17 protein-coding genes are annotated in these 19,971 nt (G+C 74.7%); 8 read left to right on the forward strand and 9 right to left on the reverse strand.

Features of this window, described 5'->3' with window-relative positions:
* Positions 1 to 31: 31 nt before the first annotated feature.
* Complete coding sequence (locus BLU95_RS23010) at positions 32 to 3,922, forward strand: DNA-directed RNA polymerase subunit beta' (RefSeq protein ID WP_093861694.1); 3,891 nt, start codon at positions 32 to 34, stop codon at positions 3,920 to 3,922.
* Between the two features lie 175 nt (positions 3,923 to 4,097).
* On the forward strand, positions 4,098 to 4,778 hold the full coding sequence (locus BLU95_RS23015; protein ID WP_093861695.1) for a DUF4097 family beta strand repeat-containing protein: 681 nt from the start codon (positions 4,098 to 4,100) through the stop codon (positions 4,776 to 4,778).
* On the opposite strand, the gene BLU95_RS45195 is transcribed toward BLU95_RS23015, so the two are convergent.
* Positions 4,765 to 4,899, reverse strand: a complete 135-nt coding sequence (locus BLU95_RS45195; protein ID WP_286158572.1) for a hypothetical protein — start codon at positions 4,897 to 4,899, stop codon at positions 4,765 to 4,767. The two genes, BLU95_RS23015 and BLU95_RS45195, sit on opposite strands and share 14 nt — an antisense overlap.
* A gap of 45 nt (positions 4,900 to 4,944) precedes the next feature.
* Here BLU95_RS45195 and BLU95_RS23020 point away from each other — a divergent pair, with 45 nt between their 5' ends.
* The 5 genes from BLU95_RS23020 (at position 4,945) to BLU95_RS23040 (ending at position 10,326) form a co-directional block, all read left to right on the forward strand.
* Positions 4,945 to 6,120 carry a sensor histidine kinase gene (locus tag BLU95_RS23020; protein ID WP_093861696.1) on the forward strand — a complete coding sequence of 392 codons (1,176 nt, stop codon included), beginning with the start codon at positions 4,945 to 4,947 and terminating at the stop codon, positions 6,118 to 6,120.
* 56 nt (positions 6,121 to 6,176) lie between these two features.
* Positions 6,177 to 6,797 carry a response regulator gene (locus BLU95_RS23025; RefSeq protein ID WP_231978826.1) on the forward strand — a complete coding sequence of 207 codons (621 nt, stop codon included), beginning with the start codon at positions 6,177 to 6,179 and terminating at the stop codon, positions 6,795 to 6,797.
* Positions 6,798 to 6,961: 164 nt separating this feature from the next.
* Positions 6,962 to 7,579 carry a hypothetical protein gene (locus BLU95_RS23030; RefSeq protein WP_093861697.1) on the forward strand — a complete coding sequence of 206 codons (618 nt, stop codon included), beginning with the start codon at positions 6,962 to 6,964 and terminating at the stop codon, positions 7,577 to 7,579.
* A gap of 155 nt (positions 7,580 to 7,734) precedes the next feature.
* Positions 7,735 to 9,063, forward strand: coding sequence for a DUF2786 domain-containing protein (locus tag BLU95_RS23035; RefSeq protein WP_353653505.1), 1,329 nt, complete (start codon positions 7,735 to 7,737; stop codon positions 9,061 to 9,063).
* A 138-nt stretch (positions 9,064 to 9,201) separates the two neighbouring features.
* Positions 9,202 to 10,326 (forward strand): ADP-ribosylglycohydrolase family protein, encoded by a 1,125-nt coding sequence (locus tag BLU95_RS23040; RefSeq protein ID WP_093861698.1) that lies wholly within the window; start codon positions 9,202 to 9,204, stop codon positions 10,324 to 10,326.
* 61 nt (positions 10,327 to 10,387) lie between these two features.
* Here BLU95_RS23040 and BLU95_RS23045 read toward each other — a convergent pair whose 3' ends face one another.
* Positions 10,388 to 11,698: a serpin family protein gene (locus tag BLU95_RS23045; protein WP_093861699.1), complete on the reverse strand. Its 1,311-nt coding sequence runs from the start codon at positions 11,696 to 11,698 to the stop codon at positions 10,388 to 10,390.
* 161 nt (positions 11,699 to 11,859) lie between these two features.
* Between BLU95_RS23045 and BLU95_RS23050 the strand changes: the two genes are divergently transcribed.
* Positions 11,860 to 12,468 carry a hypothetical protein gene (locus tag BLU95_RS23050; RefSeq protein WP_093861700.1) on the forward strand — a complete coding sequence of 203 codons (609 nt, stop codon included), beginning with the start codon at positions 11,860 to 11,862 and terminating at the stop codon, positions 12,466 to 12,468.
* 13 nt (positions 12,469 to 12,481) lie between these two features.
* On the opposite strand, the gene BLU95_RS23055 is transcribed toward BLU95_RS23050, so the two are convergent.
* The 7 genes from BLU95_RS23055 to BLU95_RS23085 form a co-directional block, all read right to left on the reverse strand.
* Complete coding sequence (locus BLU95_RS23055) at positions 12,482 to 13,483, reverse strand: ADP-ribosylglycohydrolase family protein (protein ID WP_162497214.1); 1,002 nt, start codon at positions 13,481 to 13,483, stop codon at positions 12,482 to 12,484.
* Between the two features lie 20 nt (positions 13,484 to 13,503).
* Positions 13,504 to 14,718 carry a cytochrome P450 gene (locus tag BLU95_RS23060; RefSeq protein WP_093861701.1) on the reverse strand — a complete coding sequence of 405 codons (1,215 nt, stop codon included), beginning with the start codon at positions 14,716 to 14,718 and terminating at the stop codon, positions 13,504 to 13,506.
* Between the two features lie 149 nt (positions 14,719 to 14,867).
* Positions 14,868 to 15,854, reverse strand: coding sequence for a hypothetical protein (locus BLU95_RS23065; RefSeq protein WP_093861702.1), 987 nt, complete (start codon positions 15,852 to 15,854; stop codon positions 14,868 to 14,870).
* The gene (locus BLU95_RS23070; RefSeq protein ID WP_093861703.1) at positions 15,851 to 17,197 is read right to left on the reverse strand and encodes a protein phosphatase 2C domain-containing protein; all 1,347 of its coding nucleotides are present in this window, start codon (positions 17,195 to 17,197) and stop codon (positions 15,851 to 15,853) included. The genes BLU95_RS23065 and BLU95_RS23070 overlap by 4 nt, the downstream gene beginning before the upstream one ends.
* A gap of 13 nt (positions 17,198 to 17,210) precedes the next feature.
* Complete coding sequence (locus BLU95_RS23075) at positions 17,211 to 17,870, reverse strand: vWA domain-containing protein (RefSeq protein ID WP_093861704.1); 660 nt, start codon at positions 17,868 to 17,870, stop codon at positions 17,211 to 17,213.
* Between the two features lie 50 nt (positions 17,871 to 17,920).
* Positions 17,921 to 18,439, reverse strand: a complete 519-nt coding sequence (locus tag BLU95_RS23080) for a hypothetical protein (protein WP_093865067.1) — start codon at positions 18,437 to 18,439, stop codon at positions 17,921 to 17,923.
* Complete coding sequence (locus BLU95_RS23085) at positions 18,436 to 19,839, reverse strand: methyl-accepting chemotaxis protein (RefSeq protein WP_107452589.1); 1,404 nt, start codon at positions 19,837 to 19,839, stop codon at positions 18,436 to 18,438. Before BLU95_RS23085 ends, BLU95_RS23080 begins: the two co-directional genes overlap by 4 nt.
* Between the last annotated feature and the right edge of the window lie 132 nt (positions 19,840 to 19,971).

The raw sequence follows: 19,971 nt of genomic DNA on the forward strand, positions 1-19,971 counted from the left end.
TCTCGACTTACGAAAGAGGGCTTGACGACCAGTGCTTGACGTCAACTTCTTCGACGAGCTCCGCATCGGCCTGGCCACCGCCGACGACATCCGCCAGTGGTCGCACGGCGAGGTCAAGAAGCCGGAGACCATCAACTACCGCACCCTGAAGCCCGAAAAGGACGGACTCTTCTGCGAGAAGATCTTCGGTCCGACCCGGGACTGGGAGTGCTACTGCGGCAAGTACAAGCGCGTCCGCTTCAAGGGCATCATCTGTGAGCGCTGCGGCGTCGAGGTGACCCGCGCCAAGGTGCGCCGTGAGCGGATGGGCCACATCGAGCTGGCCGCCCCGGTCACCCACATCTGGTACTTCAAGGGTGTGCCGTCCCGCCTCGGCTACCTGCTGGACCTGGCGCCGAAGGACCTCGAGAAGGTCATCTACTTCGCCGCCTACATGATCACCTGGGTGGACGACGAGCGCCGTCAGCGCGACCTGCCGTCCCTGGAGGCGCACGTCTCGGTCGAGCGTCAGCAGATCGAGAACCGTCGCGACTCCGACCTCGAGACGCGCGCCAAGAAGGCCGAGACCGACCTCGCCGAGCTGGAGGCCGAGGGCGCCAAGGCCGATGTCCGCCGCAAGGTGCGCGAGGGCGCCGAGCGCGAGATGAAGCAGCTGCGCGACCGCGCGCAGCGCGAGCTCGACCGCCTCGACGAGGTGTGGGCCCGCTTCAAGAACCTCAAGGTCCAGGACCTCGAGGGCGACGAGCTGCTCTACCGCGAGCTGCGCGACCGCTTCGGCACCTACTTCTCCGGCTCGATGGGCGCGGCGGCCCTCAAGGACCGCCTCGAGACCTTCGACCTGGCGGAGGAGTCCGAGCGCCTGCGCGAGATCATCCGCACCGGCAAGGGCCAGAAGAAGACCCGTGCGCTCAAGCGCCTCAAGGTCGTCTCCGCGTTCCTGCAGACCACCAACAAGCCCAACGGCATGGTGCTGGACTGCGTCCCGGTCATCCCGCCGGACCTGCGTCCGATGGTGCAGCTGGACGGTGGCCGCTTCGCGACCTCCGACCTGAACGACCTGTACCGCCGTGTCATCAACCGCAACAACCGCCTGAAGCGGCTTCTCGACCTCGGCGCGCCCGAGATCATCGTGAACAACGAGAAGCGCATGCTCCAGGAGGCCGTCGACGCGCTGTTCGACAACGGCCGCCGCGGCCGTCCGGTCACCGGTCCGGGCAACCGCCCGCTGAAGTCCCTCAGCGACATGCTGAAGGGCAAGCAGGGTCGTTTCCGCCAGAACCTGCTCGGCAAGCGAGTCGACTACTCGGCCCGTTCGGTCATCGTCGTCGGCCCGCAGCTCAAGCTGCACCAGTGCGGTCTGCCCAAGGCCATGGCGCTGGAGCTCTTCAAGCCGTTCGTGATGAAGCGCCTGGTCGACCTGAACCACGCGCAGAACATCAAGTCGGCCAAGCGCATGGTCGAGCGCGCCCGCCCGGTCGTGTGGGACGTCCTCGAAGAGGTCATCGCCGAGCACCCGGTCCTGCTGAACCGTGCGCCCACCCTGCACCGCCTCGGCATCCAGGCCTTCGAGCCGCAGCTGGTCGAGGGCAAGGCCATCCAGATCCACCCGCTCGTCTGCACCGCGTTCAACGCGGACTTCGACGGTGACCAGATGGCCGTCCACCTGCCGCTCTCCGCGGAGGCGCAGGCCGAGGCCCGCATCCTGATGCTGTCCTCGAACAACATCCTGAAGCCGGCCGACGGTCGCCCCGTCACCATGCCGACCCAGGACATGGTGCTCGGTCTGTTCTTCCTGACCTCGGACCGCGAGAACGTGAAGGGCGCCGGCCGCACCTTCTCGTCGACCGCCGAGGCGATCATGGCCTTCGACGCCCGCGAGCTGGGTGTCCAGGCCCCGATCGAGCTGCGCCTGCCGATCGGCACCGTGCCGCCGCGCGGCTGGACCCCGCCGCTGGACGAGGACGGTCAGTCGTCCTGGTTCGAGGGCGAGTCCTTCCGCCTGAAGACCACCCTGGGCCGCGCGCTCTTCAACGAGCTGCTGCCCGAGGACTACCCGTTCGTCGACTACGAGGTGGGCAAGAAGCAGCTCTCCGCGATCGTCAACGACCTGGCCGAGCGCTACCCCAAGGTCACCGTCGCGGCGACCCTGGACAACCTGAAGGCGGCCGGCTTCCACTGGTCGACCCGTTCGGGTGTCACCGTCTCGATCTCCGACGTCGTGGTCCCGCCGAACAAGGGCCAGATCCTCGAGGGCTACGAGGCCCAGGCGGAGAAGATCCAGAAGCAGTACGAGCGCGGTCTGATCACCAACGACGAGCGCAAGCAGGAGCTCATCGGCATCTGGACCCGGGCGACCAACGAGGTCGCCGAGGCCATGAACGAGAACTTCCCGAAGACGAACCCCATCTTCATGATGGTCGACTCGGGTGCTCGTGGAAACATGATGCAGATGCGTCAGATCGCCGGTATGCGTGGTCTGGTGTCCAACGCGAAGAACGAGACCATCGCGCGACCCATCAAGGCGTCGTTCCGTGAGGGCCTCTCCGTGCTGGAGTACTTCATCTCCACCCACGGTGCCCGTAAGGGTCTCGCGGACACCGCCCTCCGTACCGCCGACTCCGGCTACCTCACCCGTCGTCTGGTCGACGTCTCCCAGGACGTCATCATCCGCGAGGAGGACTGCGGCACCGAGCGCGGCCTCAAGCTGGCGATCGGCACGGTCGAGAACGGCGTCCTGCGCAAGACGGACGACGTCGAGACCAGCGTCTACGCCCGCATGCTCGCCGAGGACATCACGGTGGACGGCAAGCTGCTGGCCACCGCGAACACCGACCTCGGTGACGTGCTGATCGACGAGCTGATCCGCCACGGCATCAGCGAGGTCAAGACCCGCTCGATCCTGACCTGTGAGTCGGCCGTCGGCACCTGTGCCTTCTGCTACGGCCGCTCGCTGGCCACCGGCAAGCTGGTCGACATCGGTGAGGCGGTCGGCATCATCGCCGCCCAGTCCATCGGTGAGCCCGGTACCCAGCTGACCATGCGTACCTTCCACACCGGTGGTGTGGCCGGTGACGACATCACGCAGGGTCTGCCCCGTGTCGTCGAGCTCTTCGAGGCCCGTACCCCCAAGGGTGTGGCCCCGATCTCGGAGGCCCAGGGCCGGGTCCGCATCGAGGACACCGAGAAGACCCGCAAGCTGGTCGTCACGCCGGACGACGGCACCGACGAGATCGCCTACCCGGTCTCGAAGCGCGTGAAGCTGCTCGTCAGCGAGGGCGAGGCGGTCGAGGTCGGCCAGAAGCTGACCATGGGTGCCACCAACCCGCACGACGTGCTGCGGATCATGGGCCAGCGTGCCGTCCAGATCCACCTGGTCGCCGAGGTCCAGAAGGTCTACAACTCGCAGGGTGTGTCGATCCACGACAAGCACATCGAGATCATCATCCGGCAGATGCTCCGCCGCGTGACGATCATCGAGTCGGGCGACGCCGAGCTGCTCCCGGGCGAGCTCGTCGAGCGCGGCCGCTTCGAGACCGAGAACCGTCGTGTGGTCTCCGAGGGCGGTCACCCCGCCTCCGGCCGTCCGCAGCTGATGGGTATCACCAAGGCCTCGCTGGCCACCGAGTCCTGGCTGTCGGCCGCCTCCTTCCAGGAGACGACCCGGGTCCTCACCGACGCGGCGATCCACGCCAAGTCGGACCCGCTGCTGGGCCTCAAGGAGAACGTCATCCTCGGTAAGCTCATCCCGGCCGGTACGGGTCTGCCCCGCTACCGCAACATCCGGGTCGAGCCGACCGAGGAGGCCAAGGCCGCGATGTACTCGGCCGTCGGCTACGACGACTACGACCTGTCGCCCTTCGGCGCCGGCTCCGGCCAGGCGGTCCCGCTGGACGACTACGACTACGGCCCGTACACCGGCTGAGTCGAAGGTTCCTGATCGCAGGGCGGTCACCCCGGACGGGGTGGCCGCCCTGCGGCGTTCCCGGACTCCGTCGTGCGGGGGAGGGCGGGAGACCGGTCCGGCGGGGGAGGCGTCCGGCGGACCGGGGGCGTCAGGCTCTGGACCGTCGGAACGAGGACGGGCGGAGGACACGGGCATGGACGTGCGACGGGTGCTGGGGGCGGCGGCGATCACCGGGGCGGTGGCGCTGGGTTCGGTGGGCTGCTTCCGGGACGGGGACGAGGGCCGCGAGCGGCTGACGGTCTCCTACGGGGTGGCCGGGCCGGTGCACGAGCTGGTGGTGGACGGGCGGGTCGGCGGGATCGAGGTCCGGGCCGGGGACACCCTGCGGGTGGTCGAGAAGCAGGACTTCCGCGGCGACCCGCCGCGGACCGGGCACTCGTTGGTGGACGGCACGCTCCGGCTGTCCTACGACTGCTCGGACTGCGGGGTCGGCTACGAGGTGACCGTCCCGGCCGGCACGGCGGTGCGGCTGAACAGCGCGACCGGCGGGATCCGGCTGCGCGGTCTGGCCGGGGAGGTGCAGGCCACGGCCGGCGTCGGCGGGGTGGAGGCGACCGGTCTGACCTCGGCGAAGGTGCGGGTGGTCGCGGAGACCGGCGGGGTCGAGCTGGCCTTCGCCGTGAGCCCGACCTCGGTGGAGGCCCGGGCGGAGATCGGCGGGGTCCGGGTCTCGGTGCCCGGCGGCGAGCCGTACGCGGTCGACGCCGGGACCGACGTCGGCGGGGTCGAGGTGACGGTGCCGCGGCAGGACGGGGCGCCCCGCAGCATCACGGCGCGGGCCGGGACCGGGGGCGTGGCGGTCACCGGTGGCTGAGCCGGGGGGCGGTTCCCTCGCGCGAGCGGCCGGGGCCGGTACCGGTGCTGGTGCTGGTGCTGGTACCGGGGCCGGGGCCGGTCCCGGCGGGGGAGTGCCCACCGCGCTGCCGGTCGGGCATGATCTTCTCCGCGGGGGCGGGTACCCCGGACACGGGGGAGGGGCCATGACCGGACGGGCGGCACAGTGGCGGGCGCGGGCGACCGGGCTCGACCCGCGCGTGGTGGACGGGCTGCTGGCGGCGGTGTCGGCGGCGGTCTCGCTGTGGTCGGTGTCCCAGGACGAGACCGCCCGGCCGTGGTGGGTCTACCTGCTGGCGCTGGGGACGTCCCTGCCGCTGCCCTGGCGGCGGCGGGCGCCGGTCACCGTCCTGGTGCTCAGCGGCGGGCTGTCGGCGGTGCTCTCGGTGCTCGCCCACTCGGCCATGCCGCAGCTGCCGCTGTACGCGGTGATCGCGCTGTACACGGTGGCCGACCGGGCGGGGGAGCGGCAGCGCTGGACGGTGCTGGCGGTGACCGTGGTCGCCAACGTCGTGGGTACGCACTCGCCGAACGGCGCGCTGTTCTCGCTGCTCACCTCGGTCGGGGCGTTCGTGTTCGGCTGCCTGGTGCGGGAGCTGCGCCGGCTGGCGGCGGTGGAGGCGGAGCGGGCCCGGGAGGCCGGGAGGCGGGCGGCCAGTGACGCGGCCCGCGCGGTGGTCGAGGAACGCGCCCGGATCGCCCGGGAGATGCACGACATCCTGGCGCACGCCGTCTCGCTGATGGTGATCCAGGCCGAGGCGGGACCGTTGGTGGTGCGCAGCGATCCGGACCGGGCGGTGAAGACCTTCGACACCATCGCCGATGCCGGGCGGGACGCCATGGGTCAGCTGCGGCGGGTCCTCGGGGTGCTGAAGGAGGACGGCGCGGTGCCGGAGCTGGCGCCGCAGCCGCGGCTGGCCGAACTGCCCGTGCTGGCCGAGCGGGTGCGCCGGGCCGGGGTGGTCGTCGAGCTGGAACTCGACGAGCGGGTCGGGCCGCTGCCGGCCGGGGTGGAGGCGGCCGGCTACCGGATCGTGCAGGAGGCGCTGACCAACACGGTCAAGCACGCGGAGGCCGGCCGGATCGGGATCCGGGTGGTCCGGGAGGGGGCGGAGCTGGTGGTGCTGGTGTCCGACAACGGGCGCGGGGTGCGGGCGGACCGGGAGCCGGGCGTCTTCTCCGGCGGCCGGGGGCTGGTCGGCATCCGGGAGCGGGCGGCGGCCTGCGGCGGCCGGGCCGAGGCCGGTCCCGGACCGGGGGGCCGGGGGTTCCTGGTGAGTGCCCGGCTGCCGCTGGGCGGCGGGGAGGTGGTGGGGGCGTGAAGCCGATCAGGGTGGTCGTCGCGGACGACCAGGAGCTGGTGCGGGCCGGGTTCGGGATGATCCTGGACGCACAGCCGGACATCGAGGTGGTCGCCGAGGCGGCGGACGGGGCCGAGGCGGTCGAGGCGGTCCGTGCGCACGGACCGGACGTGCTGCTGCTGGACGTCCGGATGCCGGTGATGGACGGGCTGGAGGCGGCCCGGCGGGTGTGTGCCGAGTACCCGGACACCAAGGTGATCATGCTGACCACCTTCGACATCGACGACTACGTCTTCGACGCGCTGTACGCGGGGGCCAGTGGCTTCCTGCTCAAGGACGTCCGCCGGGACGACCTGGCGCACGGCGTCCGGATGGTGGCCTCCGGGGACGCGCTGCTGGCGCCCTCGGTGACCCGCCGGCTGATCGGCGAGTTCGCCGCCCGGCGTCCCGGCTCCGGAGAGCGCCCGGCCCGGCCGCCGTCCCGGCTGCTGGAGCAGCTCACCGCGCGTGAGCGGGAGACGCTGGTGCTGCTCGCCCGGGGGCTGTCCAACGCCGAGATCGCCGCCGAGCTGGTGGTGAGCGAGCACACGGTGAAGACCCATGTCAGCAATGTGCTGGCCAAGCTGGGGCTGCGGGACCGGGTGCACGCGGTGGTGTTCGCCTACGAGGCGGGCGCGGTGGTGGCCGGCGAACGCTGAGCGCGGGGGCGGGGCGTGCGGTGTCCTCCCCCGCGCGGGGGAGCGGCCGGGTTCGCCGGTGCGGGCGATCCGCGACGAGGGCCCCGGCGGACAGGATCCGTGCTGCCGGCAGTCGCCGGAGCCGTCGGCCGGGCCGGCGGTCCCCGTCCCGTCAGGAGTGCACCGTGAACGCCCTGCCGCCCGCCCGCCCCGTCGTCACCGTCGCCGTCGTCGTCGCCCCCGTGCTGACGGCGCTGTACGGCGGCATCCGGCTGCTGGACGGATCGCGCGATCCCGGCCCCGGCTGGCTGGTCGGCCACAGCCTGTTGCTGCTGGCCCTGCTGCTGTTCGCCCCGCTGCTGTCGGCGCTGGGGCGCGCCCCGGGCCCGCGCCGGACGCGCGGGGGCCGGGTGGCCGGTCGGGTGGCGCTGGGCGCGGCGTTCACCGGGCTCGCCGCGTCGCTGGGGCAGATCGGGATCGACCTGTACGTCGGCGCGGTGGCGGTGGACAAGGCGGACCAGAACCGCCTGTTCGAGGCGGTGCAGAGCCGGCCGGGTGTCGAGCCGCTCTTCTACTCGGCGCTCCCGCTGCTGTTCCACCTGGGGCTGCTGGCGCTGCTGGTGGGAGCCTCGGTCGGGGCCGGCCGGGTGCTGCGCCGGTGGAGTCCGGTGCTGGTGGCCGTCGGGATCGTGCTGTCGGCGGCGGACCTGGCCTTCCTGCCGCTCGCCGCGGTCTGCCAGCTGGTGGCGCTGGCCCCGCTGGCCGGGTTCGGCCGGGGTGCCCGCGGTCCGGTGGCGGCCTGAGCGGCCTGAGCGGCCCGGGCGGCCCGGGCGGCCCGAGCCGCGGTGTCCGGGGCACGGTGACCCGGGCCGGAGACCCGAGGAGACCCGACGTCCGGCAGGGCGGTCCGGCATCATGGGCGGGAGATGCACGGGACCGTTCGTGGGACGAGGTAGGCGTGGGCAGGCGTGGACAGGGTGGCGGCGGCGGGGGCGGGGACGCCGGGGTGCTGCTGGACACGGCGGTGCGCGGGGTGGTGACGGCCCCCGAGGAGGGGCTGGACCTCGCGCTGGACACCGGCGCCTCGCTGCTGGCGGCCTCCGCCGGGTCGTGGCCGGCGGTGAGCCGGGCGGCGCTGGGCCACGCCGACACGGCGGTCGGCCGGTGCTGGTCGGCCGGCTGGCGCCCGGCGGACCTGGTGCGGGTGGTGCGGCGGGAACTGAAGCCGGTGCACCTGGCGCTCGCCGTGGACCTCATCGCCGCCGAGGGGCGCCGCCACCCGGCCGCCGCACTCGACCGCCGCTGGCAGGAGCAGCTGCGCGAGCTGGAGGCGGAGGTGTGGTGGCCCTCCGACGAGACGTACCTGTCCGGCTTCGCCCAGCGGCACCGGCTGGACCGGTTCGCGCTGGCCACCGCACTGCTGGAGCTGCTGCGCAGCTGGGGCCGGCTGCCGCCGATCGCCCCGGTCGGCCCCGCCCCCGGGCGGGCGGCCCACTCGGCGCACTCGGCGCACTCGGCGCGCCCGGAGCAGCGGCCGCGCGGCCCGGTGGCGGGCGAGCCCCGGATGCTGTCGCGGATCCGCGCCCTGCTGGCGAAGGCCGAGTCCACCGACTTCCCCGAGGAGGCCGAGGCGCTGACCGCCAAGGCCCAGCAGCTGATGGCCCAGCACAGCATCGACGAGGCACTGCTCGCCGTCGAGGGCGCCGACCCGCACGCCCCCGGCGCGCTGCGGATCGGGGTGGACAACCCGTACGAGGGCCCCAAGACGATGCTGCTGGACGCGGTGGCCGCGGCCAACCGCTGCCGGGTGGTGTGGGCGAAGGAGTTCGGCTTCTGCACCGTGATCGGCTTCGACGCCGACCTCGACGGCGTCGAGCTGCTGTACACCTCGCTGCTGGTGCAGGCCACTCACGCGATGCAGCAGGCCGGGGCCCGGCAGCACCTGGACGGGGCCTCCCGGACCAAGGCGTTCCGGCAGTCCTTCCTGGTCGCGTACGCGGCGCGGATCCGGGAGCGGCTGACCGAGGCGACCGAGCGGACGACCAGCGCCGCGGCGGCCGGCCGGCACCTGCGCGAGGACGGCACGGCGGAGCAGCTGGTGCCGGACGAGCGGCTGCTGCCGGCCCTGAAGGCGCGTACCGAGGCGGTGGACCACGAGGTCGGCCGGATGTTCCCCAAGCTGGTGTCGCAGCGGGTGCGGGTGAGCGACGGCGAGGGCTGGGTGGCGGGCCGGGCGGCGGCGGACCGGGCGTCCCTGCGCGGCGGTTCGGGGGAGATCCGCGGCTGACCCCGGTCCCGGCCGCCCGGCGGGGAGCCTCGGCCGGGACGGCCGGCCCTGCGGCGGCGGCCGGCTCGGCGGGGAGCCTCGGCCGGGACCGGGGCGCCTGGTACAACAGGGCACGGGGACCGACGAGGGGCGGGCAGTGTGAGGACGAGTACGGAGACGGGCTACCAGGACCGGGTGCGCGGCGCCCTGCTCGGCGGGGCGGTCGGGGACGCGCTGGGCTGGCCGGTGGAGTTCCAGCGGCTGGACCAGATCCGGGACCGCTTCGGACCGGACGGGGTGACCGGCCTGCCGGGCGGCGGACTGGTCGCCGAGGTCACCGACGACACCCAGATGACGCTCTTCACCGCCGAGGGCCTGATCCGCGGCTTCGTCCGGGGCTGGTCGGGCGGCGGCGGTTCGGTGCCGGAGGCGGTGCACGGCGCGTACCGCCGGTGGCTGCTCACCCAGCAGCAGGGCGCGCCCGACCGCGAGCCGCTGCCCCACCCGTACGACGGCTGGCTGCTGCGCGAGCCGTTCCTGTACGCGCGGCGGGCGCCCGGCACCGCCTGCCTGACCGGGGTGCAGTACCACCCGGTGTTCGAGGCGCCGGTGGCGCTGGGGCAGCCGGGCCCGATCAACGCGCACTCCAAGGGCTGCGGCACGGTGATGCGCTCGGCGCCGTTCGGCCTCGGCCGGCTGGGGGCGGAGCAGGCGTTCGGACTGGCCGCGCAGTGCGCGCAGCTGACCCACGGGCACCCGACCGGCTACCTGGCGGCCGGCGCCTTCGCGGCGCTGGTGGAGCGGCTGGCGGCCGGGACGGAGCCCTGGGCCGCGGTCGGCGAGACGGTGGAGCAGACCCGGGAGTGGCCGGCCTCGAAGGAGACGGTGCAGGCGCTGGCCCGGGCCGTACGGGTGGCCCAGGAGTCCGGGCCGTCCGCCGAGGCGGTGGAGCGGGTCGGCCTCGGCTGGATCGCCGAGGAGTGCCTGGCGATCGCGGTGTACTGCCTGCTGGCGGGCGCCGAGGGCGCCGAGGGCGCCGACGGCGCCGAGCCGGCCCGGACGGCGCTGCTGCTGTCGGTGAACCACTCCGGCGACAGCGACTCGACGGGCGCGGTCTGCGGCAATCTGGTCGGCGCCGCGTACGGCGCCTCGGGGCTGCCGGCCGACTGGACCGAGGCGGTGGAGGGGCGGGAGACGCTGCTGCGGACGGCGGACGACCTGCTGGTGCTGTTCGGCAGCCGGGAGCCGGGCCATCCGGCACTCGGGGACCGCTACCCGGTCTGAGCGCCGAGCCGCCGCCCGCCACCCGGTCCGCCCGCCACCCGGTCCGACCGCGAGCCGCCGGCTATGCCGCGGGGTCGGTGACCTGGCCGAGGAAGAGCGGCAGCCCGCTCGCGGTGTCCCGGACCAGGAACAGGAACGGCCGGTCGATGTGCAGCCGGGCCGGGGCCCGCGGCGCCGGCGCGGCCGCCACCTCCACCCCGACGCCGCTGCCGGCCGCCGCGACCGTGCCCTGCTCGTCCACCTGGACGGTGGCCTTCTGCACCACCGGGCCGATCCGGAGCCGTTCGGCGGCGCCCGGCCCGGGGATGCCGGAGAGGTCGGCGTCCTCCGCGAACGCGGCGGTGACGCCGAGCGCCTTCAGCACGGGTGTGAGCTCGCCCCCGCTGTCGAAGCGGAACTTCGGCAGGGTGAGGTCGACCGTCCGCTCGGTGAGCCCGCCCAGAACCTGGTCCAGCTGCGCCTGGTCCAGCCCCTGCCGGAACGCGGCGAAGCCGCCCTGCGCGGGCACGATCAGGTCCATCGCCAGGGTGCTTCCCGCGTACGGGAGTTCCACGGCCTGCCAGGGCTCGCCGAGGATGCCGCCGGAGCCCTCGGCGTAGCGCAGCGACTCGGCGCCGGCCATGGTCGGCACCGGCGCCGCGGAGCCGTCGAGGCGGTGGAACGGCAGGGCCGTGGTCCGTCCGGCCTTGAACGGGTGGGCCCAGTCGGCCTTGAGGTACAGCGCGTCGGTGAGCGCCAGCCGGGTGTCCGGATTGAGCTGGCCCTCGGCGAAGAGGTCCTTGATCCGGCCCTCGGTGGCCTTCTCGACGACGCCGTTGACGGCCTTCCTGGCGCCCTCCGGGTCCTTGCGGAAGTCGGTGGTGCGCACCCCGGTGCCGAAGCCGGCGGCCAGCACCCCGAGGTAGTGCGGGTCGAGCGGGAAGTCGCGCTGGGCCCAGACGTCGTCGGAGCGCCGCAGCACGGCCCCGCCCTTGCCGCCCGGCGCGCCGGCGCGGTTCAGGGCGCCGGTGGCGAGCGCGTACTGCTTGGGGGTGAGCCCGGTGTGCAGGGCCTCGGCCAGCTGCTCGGCGGTGGTGCCCCGGGCCCCGGGCAGCACCATGGCGAGCACGGTCGCCAGGCCGGACGGCGACAGCACGAGGTTCCGTTCGGCCGCGCCGGGTTCGACGGTGAGGGCGTGCAGCAGGTCGAGCCCGAACGCGGCGGTCGCCGACGCGGTGGCCGCGACCGCCGCCGGGTCGGCGGGCGGCAGCGACGGGGGATCGGCCCGCACCACCCCGGTCCCGCCGCCGGTCGAGCCGCAGGCGGTGAGCAGGGCCGCGCAGCAGAGCAGGAGCACCGCCGGGCGGCGGGTGCGGACGGTCGTGGCGGACATGGCTGACCTCGCCCCTGGATCCCGGCACGGACCGTTGCCCGCGCCTCGGTCCCGGTTCGACGCACCCCGCCGGGGCCCGGTTCCCTTCGCAGAACGGCCGTGTCACCATGTGCTCGTCGCCGGGCGGACCGTGGGACGACAGGCGCGATTCGGGGGGATCGATGAGCAGCTTCAGGTGCCCGCAGTGCGGCGAGGTCGACCAGGTGCGGAGCGTGCCGGCCGTCCGTGAGGCGCACATCAGCACCTTCGCGGGGACGAGCACGGGCCACACTTACGACCACACGGTGACCACCCACACGGTCGGCACCTCCAGCAGCCTGCTGGCCGACCGACTGGCCCCGCCGGCCGCGCCGCGGATGGCCGATCCGGGTTACGGCTGCGGGATCGTGGCGGCGCTCCTCCTGACCTTCGGCGCCGGACTGTTCGCCGTGATGGTGCTGGTCACCGGCGGCAGCGACGATCAGGACGGGCGCCGCGCCGCGCTGATCGTGTACTCGGGGCTGGCGGCGGTGTTCCTGATCGTGACGGTGGGGCTGGTCAAGGCCCGCCGCCAACGGCTCGGACAGGTCCGCCAGGAGTTCGAGGCGTACGCGGCGGTGTACCCGTCGCTGGTCACCGCCTGGCGGTCCAGCTACCTGTGCGGCCGCTGCCACCTCACCTTCCTCCCCAACGGCGTGATCGACCTGGGCCTCGGTCGCACCGCCATGGCCCCGGTCGAGCGCTTCCCCGACCTGGTCGCCTTCGTGGCCGCCCGCCTGCGCGGCGCATAGCGGTGTCGGCCGCTCAGTCCCAGAGCGCGCCGAACTCCAGCAGTTCGTCCCGGTGCTCGATCCGCTCCACCCAGTCCGCCGGCCAGGCGTCGGCGCCCGCGTGGGCCCCGGCGAAGGCGCCGGCCAGGCAGGCGATCGAGTCGGAGTCCCCGGAGGAGTAGGCGGCCCGGCGGACGGCGGCCACCGGGTCGTCCGGGAGCAGCAGGAAGCAGAGCAGTCCGGTGGCGAGGGCCTCCTCGGCGATCCAGCCCTCGCCGGTGGCCAGGCAGGGATCGGCCTCGGTGTCCGGCGCGTCGAGCGCGGCGTCGAGCCGGTCGAGCACCGCCAGGCACTCGTCCCAGCCGCGGGTGGCGAAGCCCTCGGTGGTGGGGTCCTGGGCGTGCGCCGCGAGGTCGTCGAGCCAGTGCGCGTCGTAGTGGCCGCGCCGGGAGAGCGCGTACGCGCGCAGTACGGCGGGCAGTCCGGCCGGCGGCAGGCCCTCGGCGAGCTCGCGGACGGCGTGGGCGGTGAGCTCGCTCGCGGCGAGCGCGGTGGGGTGGCCGTGGGTGAGGCCGGACTGGAGCTGGGCCGCGCCGGCCAGCTGCGCCGTCGTCGGCCCGCGGACCAGGCCGAGCGGGGCGACCCGCATATTGGCGCCGCAGCCCTTGGAGCCGACGTCGGTGGCGAGCTGCCAGCGCACCCCGGGCGAGGCGAGCCGGTCGCAGGAGCGCAGACAGGTCATGCCGGGGGCACGGTTGTTCTCCGGCGAGCGCGCCCAGGCGAGGAACTCGGCGCGCAGCGGCGGCTCCAGGGTCTGCGGGGTGAGCGGCCCGTCCGCCAGGGCGGTGCGCAGGGCGCGGGCCAGGGCGAGCGTCATCTGGGTGTCGTCGGTGATCAGCCCGTCGTCCGGCAGCGGCAGCCGTCGCCAGTCCGGCCACTGCCGCGCGATCAGCGCGACGTCCGAGAACTCGGTGGCCTTGCCCAGCGCGTCCCCGATCGCCAGCCCCAGCAGTGCTCCCGTCGCCTTGTCGCCCACGGCCCGCTCCCCCTCGTCCGTCACACCTCGACCAGCAGTTCCTCCAGCCCGCGGATCACGTAGCCGGGGCGCCACTCGGGCTCGCGGACCAGCCGCAGGCCCGGGGCGCGGCGGAGCAGGGTGCCGTAGGACTCGGTGAGCTCCAGTCTGGCAAGGGGCGCACCGAGACAGAAGTGGATTCCGGCGCCGAAGGTGATGTGCGGGTTGTCGGTGCGGCCGAGGTCGAGGCGGTCGGGGTCGGCGAAGCGCTCGGGGTCCCGGTTGGCGGAGCCGAAGAGCAGGGCGATCTCGGCGCCGCGCGGGACGGTCACGCCGCCGATCTCGATGTCCTCCAGGACCCAGCGCTCGAACATCTGCAGCGGGGTGTCCCAGCGCATCAGCTCCTCGACGGCGGTAGGCAGCAGCCCGTCCACGTCGGCGCGCAGCCGGGCGAGTTCGGCGGGGTTGCGGAACAGCGCCCACCAGCCGTTGCCGGTGGTGTTGACGGTGGCCTCGTGGCCGGCGTTGAGCAGCAGGACGCAGGTGGAGACCATCTCCTGCTCGCTGAGCGCGTCGGAGCCCTCCTGGGCCTGGATCAGCGCGCTGATCAGGTCGGTGCCGGGGGCGGTGCGGCGGTCGCGGATCAGGGCGCGGAGGTAGTCGGAGAACTCGGTGCTCGCGGTGACGGCCCGGCGGGCGGTCTCCTCGGACGGGTTGAGCTCGAACATCCCGGTGATGTCGGCGGACCAGGGGCGCAGCAGGTGCCGGTCGGACTCCGGGACGCCGAGCATCTCGGCGATCACGGCGACCGGCAGCGGCTCGGCGACGGCGGCGATCAGGTCGCCGCCGCCGGCCGCGAGCAGGTCGTCGACGAGTTCGCCGGCCAGCCGCCGCACGGTCGGGCGCAGGCCCTCGACCATGCGCGGGGTGAAGGCCTTGGAGACCAGGCGGCGGATCCGGGTGTGGTCCGGGGCCTCCAGGTCGAGCAGGCCGTTGTCGTTGAGGGTGTGGAACGGCTCGTGCGCCGGGTCGGGTTCGGGCCGGCCGAACTCCTGGTGGCTGAACCGGTGGGTGTAGGTGCGGCCGAGGCGGCGGTCCCGCAGCAGCGCGCCGACGTCCGCGTAGCGGGGGACCAGCCACTGGTCGGTGGGCCCGAAGTACGTTGCCGGGCCCTGGGCGCGCAGTTCGGCGTACGCGTCGTAGGGGTGGGCCACGAACGCCGCGGACCAGGGGTCGAACTTCGCCGTCGTCGTCATCGGTCGATCACTCCAGGCCGTGAGGGGGAGCCGGAAGGATCATCGTACGCACGCGCTCCGTCCGGCCCCAGGGGCGGAGGACCCGCCGCCGCGGACCCCGCCGCGGACCCCGCTGCCCGGCCGCCGCCCGCCGTCCTGCTTGCCGCCCGTCAGTCGGGTCGGCGCAGCCGGATGCTGCCCCGGGGCGCCCGGCCGTCGAACAGCCGAGGGTCGACCGGCCGGGCCGGACGCGGCACCGGCGTGTCCGCCCGGGCGAGCGGGATGCTGCCCCGGCCGCCCAGCGCCAGCAGCCAGGCGGTCGGGTCCGGGCGGCTCCCGTACGGCCCGCCGGCCTGCTCCCAGACCCGCCGGGCCAGGGTCAGCTGCCGTTCCGTCAGCACCCCGGGCAGCGGTTCGAACGGCGTTCCCGGCACCAGGTACGGGTCCTGTGCCAGGATCCGGCCGATCAGCAGGGCCGCCTTGTAGCGGTCGCTGTCCACCGAGGCCGCGCTGCCGTGCGGGGAGAGCGGGTCGGACCAGTTGGGGGTGTCGGCCTGTTCCAGCACCGGCGCCGCCCCGACCCGGCGGATGCCGTCGCAGTCCAGCAGGTGCACCGCCGGTCCGGGCCCTGCCGACCAGAGCACGTTGGCGTGCGAGAGGTCGCCGATCACCAGCCCCCAGCGGTGCAGCCGGTCGACCAGGCCCACCAGCTCCAGCACCAGGGCCAGCCGCTGCTCCGGGCCGGGGCGGACGACGCCCTGGGTGGCGGGCTTCTCCGGGTAGAGCAGGTACTGCGCCTCGGTGAGCCTGGATCCGCCGGAGGCCGTCCGCCAGGTCATCGACGACGGCGCCTCCCGCATCAGGAACCCGACGCAGCGCGGGCCGTCCACCACCCGGCAGAGCGGCCAGGCGGCCTGCGCGTCCAGCCGGTCCCGGTCGTCCGGGGGCAGGGCGAGCCGCAGGGCGACCAGTTCGGCCAGGGCCGGGCCGTGCACCCGCCCGGGTTCCAGGTAGCGCTTGAACAGCACTCCCGGTACGCCGTCCAGCCGCCGTACCAGGCCCTGACCGCCCCGGCCGGCCTCGGGGCCGGCGGGCAGCAGGGCGAGGCCGAGGTCCGTGCCGCCGGTCAGCGCGTCGGCGATGTCCGGGGCGGTCATACCGGCGCCTCCCAGAGGCAGACGACCGAGCGGTCGTCGTCGTAGCTGCGCACCCGGACCTGGGCCTGCCAGAGGAACTCGGCCAGGCCCGGCACCTCGCGGCCCCAGCGCCCGCCGAGGAACTCCCGCAGCTCGGGCTCCTTGACCAGCGGGAGGGCGAGCCCGTCGGTGCAGAGCACCAGGACGTCACCGGGGCGGGTGTCGGTGATCAGCGCGGTCCGGGCGCGGTCGTACGCCTGCGGGAGGCAGTCCGTCCGGGTGCTGATCAGGGTGCCCGTGCCGTCCGCGCCGTCCCCGTCGGCGTCCAGGTTCTCCCAGCGGTTCGCGCGCAGGCGCAGCAGTCCGCCGTCGCCGACCGCGACGAAGCCCCGGGCCGGGACCGCCGGGTCGGCCGCTGCCAGCAGCGCCCGGAGGGTGGTCGACCAGGTCTTCGGCGGATGCCCGAACCGCTCGGCCTCCCGGGCGAGTTCCGCGGCCGCGGCGGCGACGAGCCGGCTCGTCAGGTCGTCGAACTCCGCCGCCGCGCCGGTCCGCAGCAGGTCCAGCAGGGTGTCCGCCCGCGGCAGGACGTGCTTGGCCAGCAGCCGGACGATGCCGTTGGAGCCGTGGTGGGAGTGGGGCTGGGAGCCCACGCCGTCGGCGACCGCGACCAGCAGCAGCCTGCCGGCCCGGACGACCAGGGCGGCGTCCTGCCGGCACTCGGCCGCGTAGCGGTGGGAGTCGCCGCGGACGGAGGCGGCCCGGACGGTGATCGCGCCGAACCGGCCGCCGTCCACGACGGTGTCGGGCAGCAGGACGCCGTAGAGGTCGCCGCCGCGGACGGTGGGGATGTCGGTCGGTTCGGCGGGATATGCGGGGGCCTTGCGGCCGACGTGGGCGAGCGGTCCCGGGGTTCGGAACGACGCCGGCCGTACGACCGGGGCGGCGCCGGTGCCGGCGGTGGTGCCGGGGGCGCCGGCGGTGGTGGTCCCGGTGGGCGCCTCGGGCGCGGTCGTCCCGGTCGTCCCGGCCGGGGGCGTGGCGGCGGGCGGTCCGACCGGCCCGACCGGCCCGCCGAGCGGCGACACCGGGTCCGGCCAGGGACCCCGGACCGCGGCCGGGCCCTGGCCGATCGGTCGCGGCAGGAAGTCCTCGGGCGTCACCCGCCCCGGGGTGACGACGGGCCCCACGACGGCGTCGGCGGGCGCGGGTGCCGGGGCCGGCGCGGGCTCCGGCGGCTTGAGGTCCCAGTCCTCGTAGACCGGGGTGTTGACCTCGAACGGGTCGTCCTTGCGGGTCGGCGCGTGCTCCGGCCCGGGCTCGGGCACCTGGCCGGCCGACGGCGGACCCTCGTGCGGATTCATCCGGCGGCCCGGCTCAGAGCTTGTCGAGCGAGACGGCGGTGAAGCCGGACACCTGGTCGTCGACCTGGAGGCTCATACCGGTGCCGGCGGCGGTCGCCCCGCTCACCGAGCGCACGATCGACCGGGTCAGGCTGGCCGCGAACTCCCGCAGCGCGGGCGCCACGTCGGCGTCCCCGTCCTCCTGCATGAAGGCCTTGAAGGTCGCGACCCGCGCGATCACCGTCCGGTCGGCCTGACCGATGCCGAAGGCGATGATGTGCGGCCGGAACGCGGCGGCGAGCAGGTCCTGGTAGGGCTGCTCCCAGTCGGTGTCGGTCGGCTCGCCGTCGGAGAGGAAGAAGACCACCGGACGGTAGACGTCGTGGCCCTCCGCCTTCAGCTCCCGCACGTCCCGCTCGATCGCCCGGCCGAGCAGCTCGAAGACTCTGCCGAAGGAGGTCAGGCCGGAGGCCTCCAGGGCCGGCAGTTCCTCGAGGTCGCTCAGGTCGACCAGCGGCTGCAGCTCGTGGGCGTCGGTGGAGAAGCCGATCAGCCCGAACCGGGTCTTGTCGGCGACGGTCGGGTTGGTGCTGATCTCCTGGTGGAGGCTGAACAGCGCCTTGTTGAGGGTGTCGATGTGCGGGGTCATGGACGAGGACTCGTCGCAGACGGCGTAGAACGGGAGGATCTGCACTGCGTTTCTCCTTCGAACGGCAGGGCTTCGGCGGTCGGCCGGTGCGGCGGTCAGCCGGTGTAGAAGTAGATCTCCAGCGAGGCGTGCCGGGGGTTGTCCGCGAGCGAGATGAAGTCCCGCGCGGTGGTGCCCCGGAACATCTCCGGACGGGCCTGCGCGAGCAGGCCGTTGACGGTGTGGGCGTAGGCCTGGCCGGCGCCCGGGTCGCGGTTGCTGCCGAAGGTGAGGACCACGGCGGCCTGTCGTCCGGCGTACGGCTCGGTGGCGGCGCGGATCTGCGCGGCCAGGCCCGCCGCGTCCGAGGAGTCCCCGGTCACGTCGACGGTGACCGGGTCGTGCTCCACCCCGCGCGGCCCGGCCGGGGTGGGGACGGGGAGCGGCGCGGCGCTCGCGGTGGCGCTCGGGACCGGGGTGGCGGTGGGGGTCGTGGCGGCCCGTTCGGCGGCCACCGGGTCGCCCTGGTCGCCCATCGCGACCAGGGCGAGCACCAGCAGCATGTCGGCGAACAGCCAGCCGACCAGGTGGGTGCCGCGCGGGCCGGGCCGCGCGGTCCGGAACCGGTCCCTCATCGGCCCTGCCCGTGCACCGGCACCTCGTCCAGGTCCAGCAGCGTCCGGTCGTCCAGGTCCGCGGCCGTCACGCCGCCCGGGGCGGTGGCGTTGGCCGTGGTGGTGCCCCGGGACCGGGCGGTGCCCTCGTCGGGCCCTGGGCCCGCGGAGGTCTTCACCATGACGACCCCCGGGGAGGCGTCGCCCCGCCGGTCGGCCGCCGCGTCCAGCCGGGCCGCCGCCGCGGTGGCCGCCGAGGCCGCGGCCGCCACCCGGTCCGCCATCGCCACGACCTCGCGCGCCAGGCCGTCGAGCCGTTCCAGCACCTGCCCGCCGACGTCCGCGACGGTCTCCGCGCCGGTGGTGAAGCCGCGCTGGGCGACCGCGAGGTCCCGCACCGCGTCCTCCACCCGCTCCCCGGCGTCCGCGAGTCCGGTGCCGACCCGGTCGGTGGCCTGCCGGACCAGGTCGACCGCGTCGGCGGCCTGCTTCCCGCTCCGGTGGACCAGGCTGTCGGTGGCCGCCGCGCCGTCCCGGACGGTCTCGGCGAGCCGGTCCCCGCTGTCCCTCACCGCCCGGCCGACGCCGTCGACGGCCCTTCCGACGCCGTCGACCGCCTTCTCCACACCGTCGACGGCCAGGCGCAGCGGGTCCACCGCCTCGCCGGCCTCGGTCAGCCGCCGCTCGGCCCCGGCGACCGAACGCTCGACGGCCAGCGCCGCCGCGCTCAGCTCGCGCTGGGTGTCGGCGGCCTGCCGGGCGAGTCGTTCCAGGGTCTGCGCCGCGCCGGTCAGCTCGGCGGCGAAGCGCTGCGGCGTCGAACGGCGGCGCTCGTTCAGTACCAGCTGGGCCCGGGTGAGCAGCGGCGCCAGTTCGGCGAGCAGGTCCTCCGCCTCGGCCTCGGCCGCCGCCTCGCGGCGTTCGGTGCCCGCCCTGCGCAGGCCGTGCGCGACGGACAGCGCCAGCAGCAGCGCGATGAACAGGGTCGCGGACCGGGCGATGTCGCCGAAGCCGGCCCAGCCCGGCAGCCGGCCCTCGAAGCCGGTCTGCCAGAGCTGGAGGAACGGCCGTGCGGCCTGCCGGGGGTCCGTGCCGATCAGGGCCCGGTAGGCGCTGCTGGCCTGCATCAGCCCGCCCCAGGTGACCAGCAGGGGGACGAACACCAGACCGCCGAGCGCCACTTCGGCCCAGGCCCAGAACCGCGGCGCGGGCCGGGGCCGGACGGCGGCCCGTACGCTCTCCGGCCGGACGAAGCTGTGCACCAGGTCGAGTTCGGCCCAGTGGTCCAGGTCGCCGGTCCCGGAGAGCGCCAGGCCCAGTTCGCGGAGCTCCTCCCGCCGGTTCGCCAGTCCGGGCCGGTCGGCCAGTGCCCGCAGTCCGTCCCCGAGCGCGGTGCGGTCCAGCAGCAGGCCTGGGGTCATGAGGGCTCCTTCGTACGCGCCGCCGCGGAGCGGGCACGCCCGTGCCCCGGTGCGGCGCGCGGGCGTGCCCCGCCCGCGCGGCCTCCCCCCGTGGCCGGAAACCGACCACGCCGCTCCGCGCGGCAGCGTAGC

The organism is Streptomyces sp. TLI_053, from assembly GCF_900105395.1.
In the GTDB taxonomy this organism is placed as follows: Bacteria; Actinomycetota; Actinomycetes; order Streptomycetales; family Streptomycetaceae; genus Kitasatospora.